This is a genomic window from Brevundimonas sp. NPDC007368, assembly GCF_042869015.1.
GTDB lineage: Bacteria > Pseudomonadota > Alphaproteobacteria > Caulobacterales > Caulobacteraceae > Brevundimonas.
In genome coordinates, this window is the sequence record NZ_JBIAFA010000003.1 from 251,321 (window position 1) to 267,395 (window position 16,075).

Annotated in this window: 13 protein-coding genes; 3 read left to right on the forward strand and 10 right to left on the reverse strand. The window is 66.4% G+C overall.

All coding sequences use genetic code 11. The annotated features are described in order from the left end of the window. Window positions 1–31: 31 nt before the first annotated feature. The 4 genes from adhP to ACFYLW_RS07865 form a co-directional block, all read right to left on the reverse strand. Window positions 32–1,063, reverse strand: coding sequence for an alcohol dehydrogenase AdhP (adhP, locus tag ACFYLW_RS07850; protein WP_312063250.1), 1,032 nt, complete (start codon window positions 1,061–1,063; stop codon window positions 32–34). A gap of 69 nt (window positions 1,064–1,132) precedes the next feature. After that, window positions 1,133–2,650: an aldehyde dehydrogenase family protein gene (locus ACFYLW_RS07855; RefSeq protein WP_312063249.1), complete on the reverse strand. Its 1,518-nt coding sequence runs from the start codon at window positions 2,648–2,650 to the stop codon at window positions 1,133–1,135. 132 nt (window positions 2,651–2,782) lie between these two features. Then, window positions 2,783–3,649: a GAF domain-containing protein gene (locus tag ACFYLW_RS07860; protein ID WP_313471970.1), complete on the reverse strand. Its 867-nt coding sequence runs from the start codon at window positions 3,647–3,649 to the stop codon at window positions 2,783–2,785. Window positions 3,650–3,981: 332 nt separating this feature from the next. Further along, window positions 3,982–4,290, reverse strand: coding sequence for an alkaline phosphatase D family protein (locus ACFYLW_RS07865; protein ID WP_390182950.1), 309 nt, complete (start codon window positions 4,288–4,290; stop codon window positions 3,982–3,984). Between ACFYLW_RS07865 and ACFYLW_RS07870 the strand changes: the two genes are divergently transcribed. Continuing rightward, entirely contained in the window at window positions 4,207–5,037 is an 831-nt protein-coding gene (locus tag ACFYLW_RS07870) for an acyl-CoA dehydrogenase (protein WP_312063243.1), read from the forward strand. The genes ACFYLW_RS07865 and ACFYLW_RS07870 overlap by 84 nt on opposite strands. 127 nt (window positions 5,038–5,164) lie before the next feature. Next, window positions 5,165–6,376, forward strand: coding sequence for a chromate efflux transporter (chrA, locus tag ACFYLW_RS07875; RefSeq protein WP_312063275.1), 1,212 nt, complete (start codon window positions 5,165–5,167; stop codon window positions 6,374–6,376). A gap of 87 nt (window positions 6,377–6,463) precedes the next feature. Here the strand turns inward: chrA and ACFYLW_RS07880 are convergent, their stop codons facing one another. The 5 genes from ACFYLW_RS07880 to ACFYLW_RS07900 form a co-directional block, all read right to left on the reverse strand. Beyond that, complete coding sequence (locus ACFYLW_RS07880; protein ID WP_312063242.1) at window positions 6,464–7,549, reverse strand: PepSY-associated TM helix domain-containing protein; 1,086 nt, start codon at window positions 7,547–7,549, stop codon at window positions 6,464–6,466. Further along, window positions 7,549–9,717 (reverse strand): TonB-dependent receptor, encoded by a 2,169-nt coding sequence (locus ACFYLW_RS07885; RefSeq protein WP_312063241.1) that lies wholly within the window; start codon window positions 9,715–9,717, stop codon window positions 7,549–7,551. Before ACFYLW_RS07885 ends, ACFYLW_RS07880 begins: the two co-directional genes overlap by 1 nt. Before the next feature lie 276 nt (window positions 9,718–9,993). After that, complete coding sequence (locus tag ACFYLW_RS07890; RefSeq protein WP_312063239.1) at window positions 9,994–11,097, reverse strand: cytochrome c peroxidase; 1,104 nt, start codon at window positions 11,095–11,097, stop codon at window positions 9,994–9,996. Beyond that, window positions 11,094–13,661 carry a TonB-dependent receptor plug domain-containing protein gene (locus tag ACFYLW_RS07895; protein WP_312063238.1) on the reverse strand — a complete coding sequence of 856 codons (2,568 nt, stop codon included), beginning with the start codon at window positions 13,659–13,661 and terminating at the stop codon, window positions 11,094–11,096. Before ACFYLW_RS07895 ends, ACFYLW_RS07890 begins: the two co-directional genes overlap by 4 nt. 112 nt (window positions 13,662–13,773) lie before the next feature. Next, window positions 13,774–14,034 (reverse strand): hypothetical protein, encoded by a 261-nt coding sequence (locus ACFYLW_RS07900; protein ID WP_312063277.1) that lies wholly within the window; start codon window positions 14,032–14,034, stop codon window positions 13,774–13,776. Window positions 14,035–14,106: 72 nt separating this feature from the next. Here ACFYLW_RS07900 and ACFYLW_RS07905 point away from each other — a divergent pair, with 72 nt between their 5' ends. Next, a complete protein-coding gene (locus ACFYLW_RS07905) occupies window positions 14,107–14,523 on the forward strand; it encodes a TonB family protein (protein WP_312063273.1) in 417 nt (138 codons plus the stop codon). Window positions 14,524–14,717: 194 nt separating this feature from the next. Here the strand turns inward: ACFYLW_RS07905 and ACFYLW_RS07910 are convergent, their stop codons facing one another. Beyond that, on the reverse strand, window positions 14,718–16,064 hold the full coding sequence (locus ACFYLW_RS07910) for a metallophosphoesterase family protein (RefSeq protein ID WP_312063236.1): 1,347 nt from the start codon (window positions 16,062–16,064) through the stop codon (window positions 14,718–14,720). Window positions 16,065–16,075: the final 11 nt, after the last annotated feature.

Below are 16,075 nucleotides of genomic sequence, written 5' to 3' on the forward strand. Positions count from 1 at the left end.
ACGATCCCTCTCAAAACGCGCCAATACCCTGTCAACCGAGCGACATGACCACTCGCCCCTCGATCTGCCCTCTGTGCATCCGGGCGAAGATATCGTTGATGTTGTCCAGCGGCTCGACCGTATTGATCGACTTCACCTTGCCGTCGGCGGCAAAGTCCAGCGCTTCCTGAAGGTCCAGCCGCGTGCCGACGATAGAGCCGCGCACTGTCGTCCCGTTGAGCACCATGTCGAAAATCGACAACGGAAAATCGCCGGGCGGCAGGCCGTTCAGGGCCACCGTCGCCCCGCGCGCCGTCATGCCCAGCGCTTGCTCGAACGCCCTGGGCGACACTGCCGTGACCAGCACGCCCTGGGCGCCCCCGTCGGTCTGGCGCTTGATGTCGGCCGCGGGGTCGCTGGAAGTTCTGGCGTTGACCGTCACCGTCGCGCCCAGCCGCCGGGCCAGGTCCAGCTTGGCGTCGTCGACATCGACCGCCGCCACATTCAGTCCCATGGCCTTGGCGTACTGCACCGCCAGATGGCCCAGCCCCCCGACGCCCGAGATCACCATCCAGTCGCCGGGCTTGGTGTCCGTGACCTTCAGACCCTTATAGACCGTCACCCCCGCGCACAGGATCGGCGCGATCGCCTCGAAGCCGATATTGTCAGGCAGATGGCCGACGAAGTTCGGGTCGGCGACGACATATTCCGCAAAGCTGCCGTTGACCGAATAGCCGGTGTTCTGCTGCTCGTGGCACAGGGTCTCCCAGCCGCCGAGGCAGTGCCGGCAATGGCCGCAGGCGGTGTAGAGCCAGGGCACGCCGACGCGGTCGCCTTCCTTGACGTGCTTGACCCCGGCGCCGACGCCCGAGACGTAGCCGACGCCTTCGTGCCCCGGAATGAAGGGCGGGTTCGGCTTGACCGGCCAGTCGCCCTCGGCCGCGTGCAGGTCGGTGTGGCAGACGCCAGTGGCCTCGATCTTCACCTGGATCATACCGGGGCCGGGCGTCGGGATCGGCGCGTCCTCGATCACCAGCGGCTTGCCGAACTCACGCACGACGGCGGCCTTCATGGTTGCAGCCATGGTCACGTCTCCTCGCCGGTCTGGTCAAAAACGAAGGGCGCGGGCTTAACGCCCGCGCCCTCAAATGGATCAGAAGAAGCCCAGCTTGTCGGGGCTGTAGCTGACCAACAGGTTCTTGGTCTGCTGATAGTGGTCCAGCATCATGCGATGGTTCTCACGCCCGATGCCCGACTTCTTGTAGCCGCCAAAGGCCGCGTGGGCCGGATACTGGTGGTAGCAGTTGGTCCAGACGCGGCCGGCCTGGATGGCCCGACCCGCGCGGTAAGCCGTGTTCATGTCGCGCGACCACACCCCGGCGCCCAGGCCGTATTCGGTGTCATTGGCGATGGCGATGGCTTCCTCCAAGGTCTTGAAGGTGGTCACGGCCAGAACGGGGCCGAAGATCTCTTCCTGGAAGACGCGCATGTCGTTGGTGCCCTTGAACACCGTCGGCTTGACGTAATAGCCGCCGGCCAGATCGTCCTTCAGCACCGCCTGATCGCCGCCGGTCAGAACCTCAGCGCCCTCGTCCTTGCCGATCTGCAGATAGGACAGGATCTTCTTCAACTGCTGGTCCGAGGCCTGAGCGCCGACCTGGGTGGTCGGATCCAGCGGGTCGCCCTGCTTGATCGCCTCGACGCGGGCGATCGCCTTCTCGATGAAGGCCTCGTAGATGTCTTCGTGGATCAGGGCGCGGCTGGGACAGGTGCAGACCTCGCCCTGATTGAGCGCGAACATGGCGAAACCTTCCAGCGCCTTGTCGAGGAAGGCGTCGTCCGCGTCCATCACGTCCTTGAAGAAGATGTTCGGCGACTTGCCGCCCAGCTCCAGCGTCACCGGGATGATGTTCCGGGTGGCGTATTCCATGATCTTCTGACCGACGGCGGTCGAGCCGGTGAAGGCGATCTTGGCGATACGCGGGTTTGTGGCCAGGGGCTCGCCGACCTCGACGCCGGTGCCCGAGACGATGTTGAGCACGCCCGGCGGCAGGATGTCCTGGATCAGCTCGGTCAGCAGCAGGATGGAGGCCGGGGTCTGCTCGGCTGGCTTCAGCACGATGCAGTTGCCCGCAGCCAGGGCCGGGGCGATCTTCCACGCCGCCATCAGGATGGGGAAGTTCCACGGAATGATCTGGCCGACCACGCCCAGCGGTTCATGGAAGTGATAGGCGACCGTGTCGTGGTCCAGCTCGGAAATGCCGCCTTCCTGCGCACGGATGCAGCCGGCGAAATAGCGGAAGTGGTCGATGGCCAGCGGGATGTCAGCCGCGAGGGTCTCGCGCACCGGCTTGCCGTTGTCCCAGGTTTCCGCCTCGGCGATGACCTGGAGGTTCTGCTCCATCCGGTCGGCGATGCGGTTCAGGATCAGGGCGCGCTGGGCGACGCTGGTCTTGCCCCAGGCGTCCTTGGCGGCGTGAGCGGCGTCCAGCGCCAGCTCGACGTCGGCCGCGTCCGAGCGAGCCACCTCGCACAGGACGCGGCCGTTCACCGGGGAGGTGTTCTCGAAATAGCGACCATTGACGGGGGCCACCCACTGGCCGCCGATGAAGTTGTCGTAGCGCGCCTTATACTTGGGCGTCACGGCGCGGATGAATTCGGGTTTGGTCACGAAAGGCCTCCTGCTGGCTTCCTCGGGCGCCGATTGTCCGGCGTCGTTTGAGACCAGTTTGGTCGGCAGGAGGCGCAGCGCCAGACGGCGGCGCAATGGTGCGCCGCAAACCTGTCGCAGGATTGCGACAGGTCAGTGCAGGTCGATCAGGCCCAGACGATGCAGCTTGCGATGCAGGGTGGCGCGACTGACGCCCAGCGCCCGCGCCGCCGCCGAGACATTGCCCCCGGTGCGGGCCAGGGCGCGGCGCACGGCGCCCCGCTCGGCCTCCAGCAGATCCGTCTCGACCCCGCCCGGCGTCAGCAGGTCCGAGGCGGGAAGTTGGGCCGCGATCCGCTCGTCGGTGATGGACAAGGACAGACGCGCCGCCCGCGTGGCGCCGATGACCAGGTCGTCGCGGTCGACAGCCAGCAGAGCCGCCGCATTGCGCTCGCTGGCCCCGCCCGCCAGCACAATGCGTGCATCGGCGAAGGCCTGACGGAAGGTCTGGGCCTCAATGGCGCGAGCCGCGTCCGAAACGGCCGCCGAGATCAGCCCCAGGATGGCCTCGGTCGCGTCAGCGCGGCACGACGAGACGTCCAGCGCCCCGGCCAGCCGCCCCATGTGGTCGTGGATCGGATGGGTGATGCAGCTCAGGCCAGTGTTGCGGGCGTGGAAATGCTGTTCGCGGTGGATGGTCACGGCCCGGTGCTCTGCCAGGGCCGTGCCGATGCCGTTGGTCCCCTCGACCGCCTCGGACCAGACGGCGCCGGGCCACAGCCCCCAGCGGTGGAAGGTCTCGTCGTCTGCGACCGCCCCGCGCCGTTCGACCGGCACGCCCTCGGCGTTGGTCAACAGGACGCAGCACCCCACCCCGCCGACGGCCAGAAACAGCCGGTCCAGCACCCCCTCGGCCGCACGCGTCAACGGCTCCATCGCCTGCCGCGCCTCATGCAACTGCTGCTCGGTGACGGTCTCGACCCGGCCATGCTCGACAGGGTCCAGACCATAGAGCGACATAGACCGCCGCCACGAAGCTGCCAGGGCCGAACGCGCACCCGCCCCTTCGTCCAGCGCCTGCCGGATCAGACTGCCGTGATCCCTACGCTCCCGCTCGTCCATGATCAGTCTCCAAGGAGTCATCTCAACTCGAGATGAAACCTCTCCTCGCCGAACGTCAACGGGCGGCCACGACGAGTCAACTTCACCCTGTCAGTTCCATTTGCAACGCGAAAGGCCCCTACGCGCCAGGAGCGGTCATTTGGATCACGCCACTCCACGGTGAAGGTAGCGAGCTTGCTCAGCGCCCCGCCCGGACGCTGGATGCGGTCCAGGACCTTGAGATCCGTACGTCATTCCCCGAGGGCTCGCGCTTCGGGATAGCCGCCCCAGGCATCGCCCGCTCCGATCTTCACCTCGCCGCCAGGCATCCTGCGGCGCACCGGCATGACGAAGACCTGCTGGGCGATCAGGTTCCAGCCCGCCCCGCTGCGCAGACCATCCCTCAGCCAGGCCTCCTGGGCCGCGCCCAGCATGGTGACGTCCGGCGTTGCCCCAGGAAGGCACTGCGCTTTTACATGGCGTTCAACATGTTCCGGCTGGCGGCCATCTTCCACGGCATCAAGGGGCGCATCGCGCGCGGCACGGCCGCCTCCGCCCATGCCCAGACCACCGCCGTGCCGGACGGCGACGGCTGGCGCATCAACGGCCGCAAGGCCTTCATCACCGGCGCGGTCGGCGCCTCGGTCGGCATCGTCATGGCCCGCACGGACTCGGGCGACGGCAAGGTCGCCGCCACCATGTTCCTGGTCGACCTGCCCGACCCAGCCGTGCGGGTCGAGCGGGTGATGGAGACGATCGATTCCTCCATGCCTGGCGGCCATTCGATCATCGCCCTCAAAGACCTGCGCGTGCCCGGCGACCAGATCCTCGGCGCCGCGCATCAGGGCTTCAAATACGCCCAGGTCCGCCTCAGCCCGGCCCGCCTCAGCCACTGCATGCGCTGGCTTGGCGCCTGCCGCCGCGCGCAGGAGATCGCCGCCGCCTACGCCGTCAAACGCCACGCCTTCGGCAAGCCGCTGATCGACCACGAGGGCGTCGGCTTCATGCTGGCCGACAACCTGATCGCGCTGAAACAGGCCGAGTTGATGATCGACTGGTGCGCGGGCGTCCTCGACACCGGCGCGCTCGGCACGACCGAAAGCTCCATGACCAAGGTCGCGGTGTCCGAGGCCCTGTTCGGCGTCGCCGACCGCTGCGTCCAGATCATGGGCGGCACGGGCGTCTCGGGCGACACGGTAGTCGAGCAGATCTTCCGTGAAGTCCGCGCCTTCCGCATCTATGACGGCCCCAGCGAAGTTCACCGCTGGAGCCTGGCCAGAACCGTGAAGCGGCTGATAGCGACCTAAAGCGCCAACCCGTCAAGAAACGCGCGTCATCGGCCCGTAGCGGACATTTTCATCATCAAGCGATATGAGCATGCATCTATCCGTAGTTGCGCTGGCGATTGGCCGAGAGTTCGATAAAGGGCCAAACATGACGAACAGGGAGCCTTCGGTGCCGATAGCGGGCTCACCCGGCGAGGTCTTCCGCGCGTTTCTCAAGCTTGGCTTGACGTCATTCGGGGGGCCTGTGGCGCATCTCGGATACTTCCGAAATGAGTTGGTCGAACGACGCAAGTGGATCGACGAAACCGGGTATGCCGACCTTGTCGCCATGTGTCAGTTTTTGCCAGGGCCGGCTTCGAGTCAGGTCGGATTTGCGCTGGGTTTGCTGCGAGCCGGACCGTTGGGCGGGCTGGCTGCGTGGTGCGCCTTTACGCTACCGTCAGCCGTGCTTTTGGTATTGTTCGCCATCGGCGCCTCCTACTTTGAGGGGCGGGTCGGAGCGGGCTTGGTTCATGGACTGAAACTGGTCGCAGTGGCGGTTGTGGCCCAGGCGGTATGGGGGATGGCGCGCTCCCTCACGCCAGACAAGCAGAGGGCGGCCATCGCGCTCATGGCCATTCTGATTGTCGTCTTTTGGGGCGGCGCGGTAGGCCAGATCTCGGCGATTCTGATCGGCGGCTTGGCGGGAATCGGCTTTTGCCGGGTGACGAGTGTTTCTCCCTCAGGCCATTTGGCCTTCCCGATTTCGCGGCGTGTAGGCCTTATCGCTCTGGCGTCGTTCTTCGCGCTTCTGGGAGGGTTGCCGCTCGCCGACATGGCGACCGGGGCGCATGGCATGGCGTTGTTCGACACCTTCTATCGGGTCGGCGCGCTCGTATTTGGCGGTGGCCATGTCGTCCTGCCCCTGCTCGAAGAAGGCGTGGTGCGGCCAGGCTGGATAGGTCCCAGCGAATTTCTAGCCGGCTACGGCGCGGCGCAGGCCGTTCCGGGCCCGCTGTTCACGTTCGCCGCCTTTCTTGGGGCCGCCATGGAGCCTTCACCCAACGGAATAGCCGGCGCCGCGATCTGTCTGGTCGCGATCTTTGCGCCGGGCCTTCTTCTGGTGACAGGCGTCCTGCCGTTCTGGGACCTTGTGCGTGCGCGCCCACTGGCACAGGCGGCGATGCGCGGCGCGAACGCGGCGGTCGTCGGCATTTTGGCGGCGGCGCTTTATAGTCCTGTGGCGACAGGCGCGCTTCTGAGTCCCGCCGACTTTGCCGTGGCGCTCGTTGGTTTCGTCCTGCTCACGGCGTGGAAGTGCCCGCCGTGGATTGTCGTTGTGCTGACTGCCGCGTGCGGTGTCGGTTTCGCACTTATTTGAACGTCCGCTTTCAGCGCGAAGGCCCAGGACCGGAATCGACCCGTTGCGGACGTTAGTTCGCGTCGCGCAAACGGCAAACGAGCCCGCTCAGGTCGCAGGTTTACGCCGCCGCCGTTTCGGCAAGCCGCTGGGATTGCCCCAGAAAGTGAAAACCGCGAGCGAGCCCAGCAGGGTCAGGGCCACGCCCGAGGCGGCGACGACCAGGCGGTAGGCCAGCCCCCCGACCTTGGCCGCATGGATCGGATACTGGGCGTTGGCCACCCGCAGCCCCAGCGGCAGTGTCAGGGCGTCACGCGTGCCGACGATGCGGCCGTCGGCGGGGTCGAACCAGACCTGGGTGCGGCCATTGGGCAGCCATTCCGCGGTCCGCCGCAGCCGCAGGCTGATCAGACCGCCCGGCTTGGTCGGCAGGGACAGGATGCGCGGCTCGGCGTCCGGGAAGCGGCCTTGCGCCGCCGTCATCATGGCCAGCCAGTCCAGATCGGACGACAGAGCCCCGCCCTCATGCTTCGGCGCGGCCATGATCGCCTTCAGGTCCTTGCCCGGCGACAGGGCCATGGCCAGACCTTCGTAAAGCGGCAGGGCCAGGATGGCCCCGGTCGTCAGGACCACCGCCAACACCGGCGCGGCCCAGACGCCCATGTCACGGTGATGCTTGACGATCCCCGCCCGCTTCCAGGTCCTGGGCAGGACGGCGAAGACAAAGGTTCGCCGCGTCGGCCACCACAGGATCACCCCGGTGATGACAAAGCCCAGCCCCGCCAGACCGGCGATCCCGGCGATGGTCTTTCCCACATCGCCGATCAGCAGATAGTGGTGAAGGTCGAACAGCCACAGCTCGGGCCGCGCCCACAGGCTGTCCCAGCGCGCCACCACCTGCCCTGTCTGGGTCGCATAGGCCCCGCGCGTCTTGTCTTCATAGTTCAGGCGATGAACGCCCAGCCGGTCGTCGGCCAGGATGACCGAACGCGGTCGATCCGACGCTGAAAAGGCCCGATCCAGCGCCGCCCCTATCAGTTGCGGGTCCGCCACGCGCGTCTCGGTCGCGTGAGGCACGACGGCGCGCAGCCAGTCGTCCTTGAACACCAGAAGGGTTCCGGTCAGCCCCAGGACGAACAGCAGCAGGCCGAGCAGCCCCCCGGTCCAGCGATGCGCCAGTCGAACCAGACGCATCAGAAGCGACGGTCCCACCCGAGGGTGAAGGAACGGCCCCGGCCGGCGAAATAGCGCAGGTTGTCGGTCGGATTGCTGGTGTCGGAGCTATAGGTCACATAGTCCTCGTTGAAGAGGTTCTGCACCGCCAGCGACACCCCGCCGAAGGCGAAGTCATAGCGCAGATAGGCGTCGGCCACGGTGTAGCCTTCGAAATTGTTGCGCGCATCGCCGCCTTCGAAGTCCCGCGCCAGATAGGCCTGGACCTGCAGACGCGCCGACAGCGGGCCGTTGGCGTAGACGGCTGCGGCGTTGATCCGGTCCGGCGAGATATTGGCCCCGTCCAGATCCTGGTCCACACGCCCGTCGTCATTGGTGTCGGTCTGGCCGCGCAGACGCGCATAGCCGGTCGAGACCGTCAGCCCCTCGATCGGCGTACGGGCGCGCAGGTTCAGCTCCAGCCCCTCGATCTCGACCGCCTGACGCTGGACGTCATAGACGCCGTCCGGGTTGCGAACCAGGAATTGGCCCAGGTCCGAGGAGGACCAGAAATAGGTCGCGCCCGCTTCGAACGGCCCGCGCTTCACCTCCAGGCCGATCTCCTGATTGTCGGAAACCACCGGACTGATGTCGAGGAAGCTGTCGACCTTGACCCCGTCCACGTTGATCGAGCGCAGGATGCGGCCGACGTCTGGCACCGTGTAGCCCTCGGCGTAGCTGGCGTAGGCGCGCACCCCGTCCATGGGCTCATAGACCACGCCGCCGTTGACCAGGGTGGCCTCGAACTTGGGCGTGCCGCCCGTCACCCGGCGCGAGCCATAGGAGGCCAGGGTGGTGAAGTCATTGACCGACAGCTCGACGTTTTCCTGACGCACGCCCCCGGCCAGGCGCACCTTGCCGCCGAACAGACGCATGTTGGCCTGAACGAAAGGCGCGACACTCTGGAACTCGGTCGGCGGCACCCAGGCGCGGTTGGTGGCGATCAGAAGCTGTTCGGTGCGATCCTTCAGGGTATCCAGACCCAGGGTCGCGGTCAGGCCCGGCACACCCGGCACGGCCCGCTCATAGCTGGCGCGCGCGCCCAGCTTGCGCGAACGGTTCGACGACTGGTCGAACAGGGTGCCGATCGGCGCGATGCTGGCGTCCTGCATGGTGGCGGAACGGTCGCCGCCGAAGGTGTCGCGCGTGCGGTTGAAGAAGACCTGGGCGCTGAAGTCGCCGCCCCACAGATCGCTGTCGGTCAGAGAGGCCGAGACGGTCTCGACCCGGTTGCCGGCGGGCTCGCCCTCGATCTGGCCACGCTCGCTGCTGGCCGGACGGCCGATGTTGCGATCGCCAGGGACACGGACATAGTCGCCGTCGCCCTTCAGCTCGAACCGGTTGGCCAGCAGGTCCAGGCGCACCGTGTCCGTCAGATCCCAGCCGAAGCGGCCGAAGAAGGACAGGGCCTTGGAATCCTGCACCTCGCCCTGGGTGTTATCGACGCCGACGCGGCGGCCGTTGGCGTCATAGAAGGCTCCGCGCTGGTCATAGGCCACGCCGAAGACCCCGTCGAAGTCGCCCTGGCGATAGGCCGCCAGACCGCCCAGCTTGGCCCCGATCCCGTCGCCCTCCGGTCCGCCCGAGCTGGATAGCTGGGCCAGCATCCGTCCCGTCAGCCCATCCTGGGTCGGCGCGCCCACCGTCACCTGATTGACGACGCCGCCGGTGGCCCCGATCCCCTGCAGGGCATTGGAGCCGTAGATCAGCTCGACCCGGTCCACGAAGAAGGGGTCGATCGTATAGCCGTCGCGCGAGCCGTCCCGGATCGGCGTCGACTGCGGGATGCCGTTGATGGCGAACAGCGGCGAGCGCCCACGCAGGCTCTCGCCCGAGCCGGTCAGCTTCTGCCGCGTCGGCGAAAAGGACGGCGACAGGGTCGCAACCGCGTCGATCACCGAGCCGCTGATGGCCACCTGTTCCGACAGAGCCTTGCGATCGATGACGTCCACCGTCATCGGCAGGGCGCTGGCCGGCAAGACCGTGCGCGCCGCCGTCACCACCACCTCCGCCACCGTGCTGACCTCCGGCTCATGCCGCGTGGTCTGAGCGGCGGCGGTCGAAGCGAAGGCGGTTCCCGCCAGCAGGGCCGAGACGGCGACAAGGCCGGACGATCGGCGCAGCGACAGGGCGGGCGAGGCGAAGGGCATAGGGAGGCTCCTGAGGAAGGCCCCGCGCTTAGCTGCAATTGCGAGCGATTTGCAAATCTTTTCCTCACAGTCCAGGTTTGCGCCCCACGAAAAAGACTGTGCCGCTCCCTCTGACGAGGAATAGGTTGAGCCCAGCCTGATGCTCTAGACTGGCGTACGTCGGCGTAAGTCAGAGAAGCGCCGTCTTCCACGCCTGGCTGTAGAAACAGCCGAGCCCGCGCCGCCAGTCGAGGAAGCGCCCCTCCTCCTTCGCCCAGCATGACGCCGCCCAGACCTTCAAAGCGTCTCGAGGAACGCCGTCAAAGCGGCCCTCTCCTCGCGGGTCAGCTCGAGCGGACGAAGCAGAGGGTCAGTGACGGGGAAAAGAGGATCGTCCGTCTGATCCGGCCGGGGCCGAGGACGGGCCGCGCCAGCGTTGTAGAAGGTCACTACGCCGTCCAGTCGCGGCATGATCCCGTTGTGCATATAGGGCGCCGTGCGGCTAACGCCCCGCAGGCTCGGCGTGCGGAAACGACCGACATCCTCCGGCGCGCGGGTCACCTCGTAGCGCCCGAGGTCCTGCAGCTCCCGCCCATAGAAGTGCAGTCCGAGGTTATGAAAGCGGCCGTCGGTCAGCAGAGGGCCGTTGTGGCAGTTGGCGCATCCGGCCTTGGTGCGGAACAGATGCAGGCCGCGCAGTTGTTCGTCGTTGAGCGCCCGCGCGTCGCCCTTCACAAATCGCTCGAAGCGCCCTCGCGGCGGACTCAGGCTGCGCTGGAAGGCCGCCAGGGCCATGGCGATGCGCTCCAGGTCGATAACCCGATCGCCAAACGCCGCCTCAAAGGCCGCAACATAGGTCCCGTCAGCGGAGACCTTCGTCACTACCGCCTCCAGGTCATCGACCGCCATCTCCTTGGGATCGATCAGCGGATGAAGCGCCTGGGCCTCCAGATCAGGGCTGCGCCCGTCCCAGAAGAGAGGACGCATCCAGCCGGCGACCATCAGGGGTTGGGAGTTCCTGCGCCCCCTGAGGCGGTCGTGGCCGAAGGACGTCCGCAGGGCGTCGCCGAACCCCAGCTCCCGTGCATGGCAGGAAGCGCAGGCGATCTGGCCGGACTTCGACAGGCGGGGATCGTCGAACAGCCGCGCGCCCAGCGCGACCTTGGCTTCATTCGTCGGATTGGCGGCGGGATGCTCCACCGGCGGCAGAGGGCCGAACTCGGTGAATACGGCCCCTTGGTGGAGTACGGGCCGGGGCCAGGATTCAGGCGGCCCCGCATAGGCCGCGCGAAGCTCCGCCGCAGTCTCTGGCGACTGCACCAGAGAGATGGCCGCCCCGGCCCCGGCGTGTAGCAAGCCCACGATCAGGGCGAGCGCGCCGATGTCGCGCCAGAAGGTCAATAGCGGTACTTCAGGCCGACCCAGAGATTGCGGCCCAGCTGGTACGGCTGGGAAGCGGTGGAATATTCCTGGTTCAGGACGCTGTTGAAGAGGTTGTTGACGCGCAGGTCCAGGGCCGCAGCGCCATAGCGGGTTTTGGCGAGTTCGAAGGTCGCCGCCAGGTTGACGTCCACCGAGGCCTTGTACTCGACCTTGTCATAGACGTCGTAGCGCACCCCGTTGACGGTGATGTTCACCAGGGTGTCGTCGACGCGGCTGAAACCGTCGCGCCAGCGCGCATTGACGTTGGTCCGCAACCGTCCGTCCAGCCAGCGCGCCGACCAGACGCCATTGACGATGAGCGGCGAGGCGAAATCCAGAAGCTGATTATCCGCCAGCGCGCGCAGCTTGGGCACGACCTCGCCCTGATAATAGACGTACTCGCCTTCAAATTCGGTCTCATCGGAGATGTCGAAGTAGCTGATGTTGGTGGCGTCGGTATGGGACCAGTTCGTGCTGAAACTCAGCGCGTGGTTCCGCCCGAACTCCCGAACATACTCCAGCGACAGACCACGATAGGAGCGCTCGCCGTCATTGGTCACGGTATAGACGCGCCGCGTCGACGTGCCGCCAGTCTCGACATCATAGACCTCCGAGGTCGATTCCGAGCTGGCGAACTGGTCACGGCTTTCACGCACAATGCCCTTGATCCGATACTCGCCGCCGATCCAGGCGATCGGCCCGCGCAGAGCCACGGTGAACTCATCCGTATAGGGTGTGTCCAGATCGGCGCTGGAGTAGCGCGCCGTCTCGCTGTGCGAATACAGCGTCCACGCGTTCGCCCAGACATTCTGCCCGTTCACCACGGTCGGCGTCCGGCGATAGATGCGGTTTCCGGGGTAGTTCTCGCGCAGGGCGTATCCCAGGAAGCTGCGGCCGAAGTAGCGGTTGAGCCCGCCTGTCAGGTTCATCCCTGCAAGCGGAAGGTCGCGGCTGACTGACAGGCGCGGCGCGAAATTATGGTTCTCCAGGAAGCTCTCGTAGTCATATCGAAGGCCGGCGCGCACCATGAAGCCCGCCCAGTCGAAGTCGTACTCGCCCCACAGGCTGTAGGATTGCAGATCCACCTGGGTGTCGAAGGCCGTCGTGTCGTTTCGTTGCGCCAGGGCGTAGGCGCCGGTCACGCAAGTCCCGGCCGCCGCCTCGGCCGGATCCAGGCATACCGTCTGCAGCCCGACCTCGACCCGGAGCTGGGCCGCGGTGCTGCTGACGTGCCGGAAGGCGGCGCTGAAGGGCTGGCCTTTTTCGGCCGAAATGTTGGCGATCTCGAAGCCGGCCCGCAGGCGACCCACGCCCAGCGGCTGCGTCCAGCGCCCCTTGAGGGTGGTGTCGTTCTGCTCTTGCCACAGGATGCCGGGCCCGCCGAGCGAACAGCTGGTACCCGAGCACCAGTCGATGCCTGCGGTCGTGGACACATTGACCGTGCCGGGACGCTCGCTGTCCCGGTCGTTGTCCGACCAGGCATGGGTCAGATCCAGCGTCCATTCCGCCTCGCCCCGGCGTCCTTCCAGTCCCACACGCCCGGTCAGACCGCCGCCGTTGAGGAAGACCCAGTTGTCGATACCGTTCGGATGCGAGAATTCGCTTTCATAAGGGCTCCAGGTGACCTGCCCGGTGAGCAGCAGATCATCCTTGAGATCCGCCTCCGCCTTCACCATCAGGGTTTCGCTGAGGCTTCTCTGGCCGTAGTTCCCGTACTGGACCCAGTTGGCGCCCCTGTAGTTGGTCACCTCGGCTTCTGAGCGGGTGTAGGCCCAGAGGGTTCTGACGCGATCGTTCAGGGGAAGATCGACAGCGACCCCATAGCGCCGTTTCATATAGTCCGGCTGGTCGGGATAGACGCCGTTCAGAGCATCCCGCACCTTGTCCGACATGCGGAACTGGGCCAGCGAGGGGCTGGTTTCCCCGTAGTGGGTCTCCACGCCGAAGACAGAGCCGGGACGGCGGGTGGCCATCTCAACGACGCCGCCCGTGAACTGACCGTATTCGGCCGAAACATTGGAATCCCGCACGACGATCTCGCCGATCAGATTGGCGTCCACCCACACCGTCTGCGCCGATGCCGCGGCGTTGCCTTCGATGTAATGGCTGGCTCCATCGTTGCTGACGTCCAGACGCGAGTTCACGCCCACCCCGTCCAGCACGAACAGGTTCTCATAGATGGAGCCGCCAGAGATCGAGATGTTCTCAGGCCGCAGATCCTGCAGTTCCGCACGTGATGCGCGGCCCTGGGTCGATGAAAATTGCACCGTGGGAAGAGCTTTCAGCACCTCATTGGCGTCGCCGGATCCCGGCGCCTGATCCTCAACGGCCTCCCGCCTGAAGGTGCTGGAACCGGAATCCACCGCTTCGCCGAAATGATAGCTGCGCGAAGCCGGACGCTGGTCCTGCAGCACGATGGTGGGCGCATTGGCGGCGTCTGAGGAAGGGGCCCGGCCATCTGCGGAACCGACAACTTGTGCGGCGGCCGGGAAAGCCGCCATGGCCAAGGCGGCGACCGCCGCGCCCTGCAGATACCTGTGCATCGAATGAACGCCCTCTGACTGAACAACGGGGGCCGCCCTACCGGTCACAAACTAATAATGCAACTGATTCTCATTTGTAGGTTGATGGGGGACGGTGTATTCCGCGGTCATGTCACCGCCCCCGCCTATTGTCGGCCGCGTCCTGCCGGGAGGCCTCGCATGCGCCGTCCACATTGCGATCATCGCCTGCATCGGAGCCGCTTTCACGGCGGAGAAAGCCGTTCATGGCGGCGCTCCCGTCATCCATGTCACGCTCGAAGGTCAGGGCTTCGCCGGTCTGGCCTCCCCGCATCAGGATGCACGCCCGAAGCCCGTCGAAGCTCCATCTGCCAAGCCCCTGGCGGCGGCGCCAAAAGACGTCGAAAGCACTCATTCGACGACGCAGGCGCCTTCACGGCCGGCATCAACTCCGAACCTCCCCCTATCAAGGCCCGCGACTTCGACGATGGGACCGGCTTCAACGTCTTCGGCGACATCGACGGAAGCCGCGCCTGCCACGGCTCCAGCTGTGAGAGCGAGTACGGCGAGCCCCAGCCCTGGCGCGGGCGCGCCCCTCAAGGGCGCATCGGGAGATCAGGCCGCAGATCCCTATGAGGCTCAGGTGATCGCCTGGCTCGAGCAACACAAGCGCCACCCGGGCGGGATCGCGGGCTGCATCGTCGTTCGCTTCACGCTGGATCGGCGCGGACGCCTCCTCGCCTCATCGGTTGTTTCGGGCGACGGCGAGAAGCGGTTGGAGCGGGCGGCGCTGTCGCAACTTCAGGAGGCTGCGCCCTTCCCTCGTCCGCCTTCTGACACATCCTGGGGGACACGGGACTTTACCGTTCGATTGGATTTCCGCTCGCTTCGCGCAAACGGATAGGCAGGCACATGACCTCCTCTGGAAAATGCGCCGCCAACCACCGTCTATCGCGGGCTTTCCTGGCCCTTTTAACGATCGGATGGGTCGGTTTCTGCTATTGTTGCGCGACGGTGGATGCCCCAGTCTTGAGCAGCTGAGCCAGTCAAGCTGGAGCCTTCCCCTCGCAGGCGCTGCCGCGCAGTCCTGATCGTCACCTATTTCGCCACGGCCAGGGTCTCCACCCGCGCCACGCCGTCCGCGCCCTTGGTCAGACGGAAGGCGTCCAGTTCGCGGCCCGTCGCGGTGAAGGCGCGATAGACAACGGCTTGGGGCGACACCTCCAGGGTCTGGAAGGTCTGTGTCCGCGAGGCCGAACGCGAGGCCCAGCCCAGGTCGGCGACGGGATACATCTTGGGGCCAGCAACCGAGACCACATAGGTCGAACCGTGATCCGACGGCTGGCCCGGCCCCGCATTGAGCATGGGTCCCGTACCGATGGCCCCGCGCGCATAGCCATGGTCATGGGCCTGCAGCACCAGATCGACGCCGTATTTGTCGATCAGCGGCTTGAGAGCATCACGCACCCGGGCGTTGTCGCGATCCGGGTCGATCGAGAACAGGGGGAAGTGCAGGAACAGCGCGGTCCACCGGTTCGGGTTGTTAGCCAGCAGGCCGTCCAGCCAGCGCACCATCTCGGCGCGCATGGCCTCGTCGCCGTGGAACAGGGGGGCGTCGACCGAGATCAGGCGCAGGCCCTGATAGTCGACGGTCCAGGCCGTCTCCTTCAGCTTCTCCACGCCCGCCGGACCGGTTTCCGGCAGGGTGTACTGACGTCGCCACTGCGGATTCAGCACCGGGCCGCGTCCGTACTCGTGATTGCCCGGCGTCGGCATCTGCGGCGTCTGGGCGTAGAGGAAGCCACCGGCGGCGAACCATTCGCCCCATTCGTTGTCGCTGTCGTGCCGATTGATCAGGTCGCCGGCATGGATGACGAAGGCGGCGTCCCCGGCCTTGCGGAAAGCCATCCTCATGGTGCGCGAGGCTTCGCTGAGGATGTTGTTCTGCATGTCCCCCATGTAGAGGAAGGTGAAGGGCTTGGCCGTGGTCGCCGCCGTGCGGAACTGCAGCCATTCCGACCAGCGCACGCCGTCGCCGACGCGATAGGCGTAGACCGTCTCCGGCTTCAGCCCCTTCAGCACCGTCGCATGATAGGCCGCCCGGAACTCGGCCGCCTCGCGCACGGCGATGGTCGCGTCGTCGGTGACGGCGCTCACGCGGACCGCCTGCTGGATGAAGTCCGGACCGTCCTGGGCCTCGGCGTATTCGACGAAGCCCTCGACGCCCGGCGCCGTGCGCCAGGTCACCGCCATCTCGTGCGCCGGGTCGGCGGTCAGATTCAGGATGATCCGTTCCGGCTGCTCGGTCGGCGGAACCACGGGCCGGTCCGAAGCCTGGACCGGCGCGGGTTCGGGCCGCAGCGGACGTTCCGCCGTCTGGGCCAGAGTTTGTCCGCCCAGGGCCGCAAGCGCGGCCCCGAGCATCAGGGCGTGGGTCGTATTCATGCTCCCCTCCC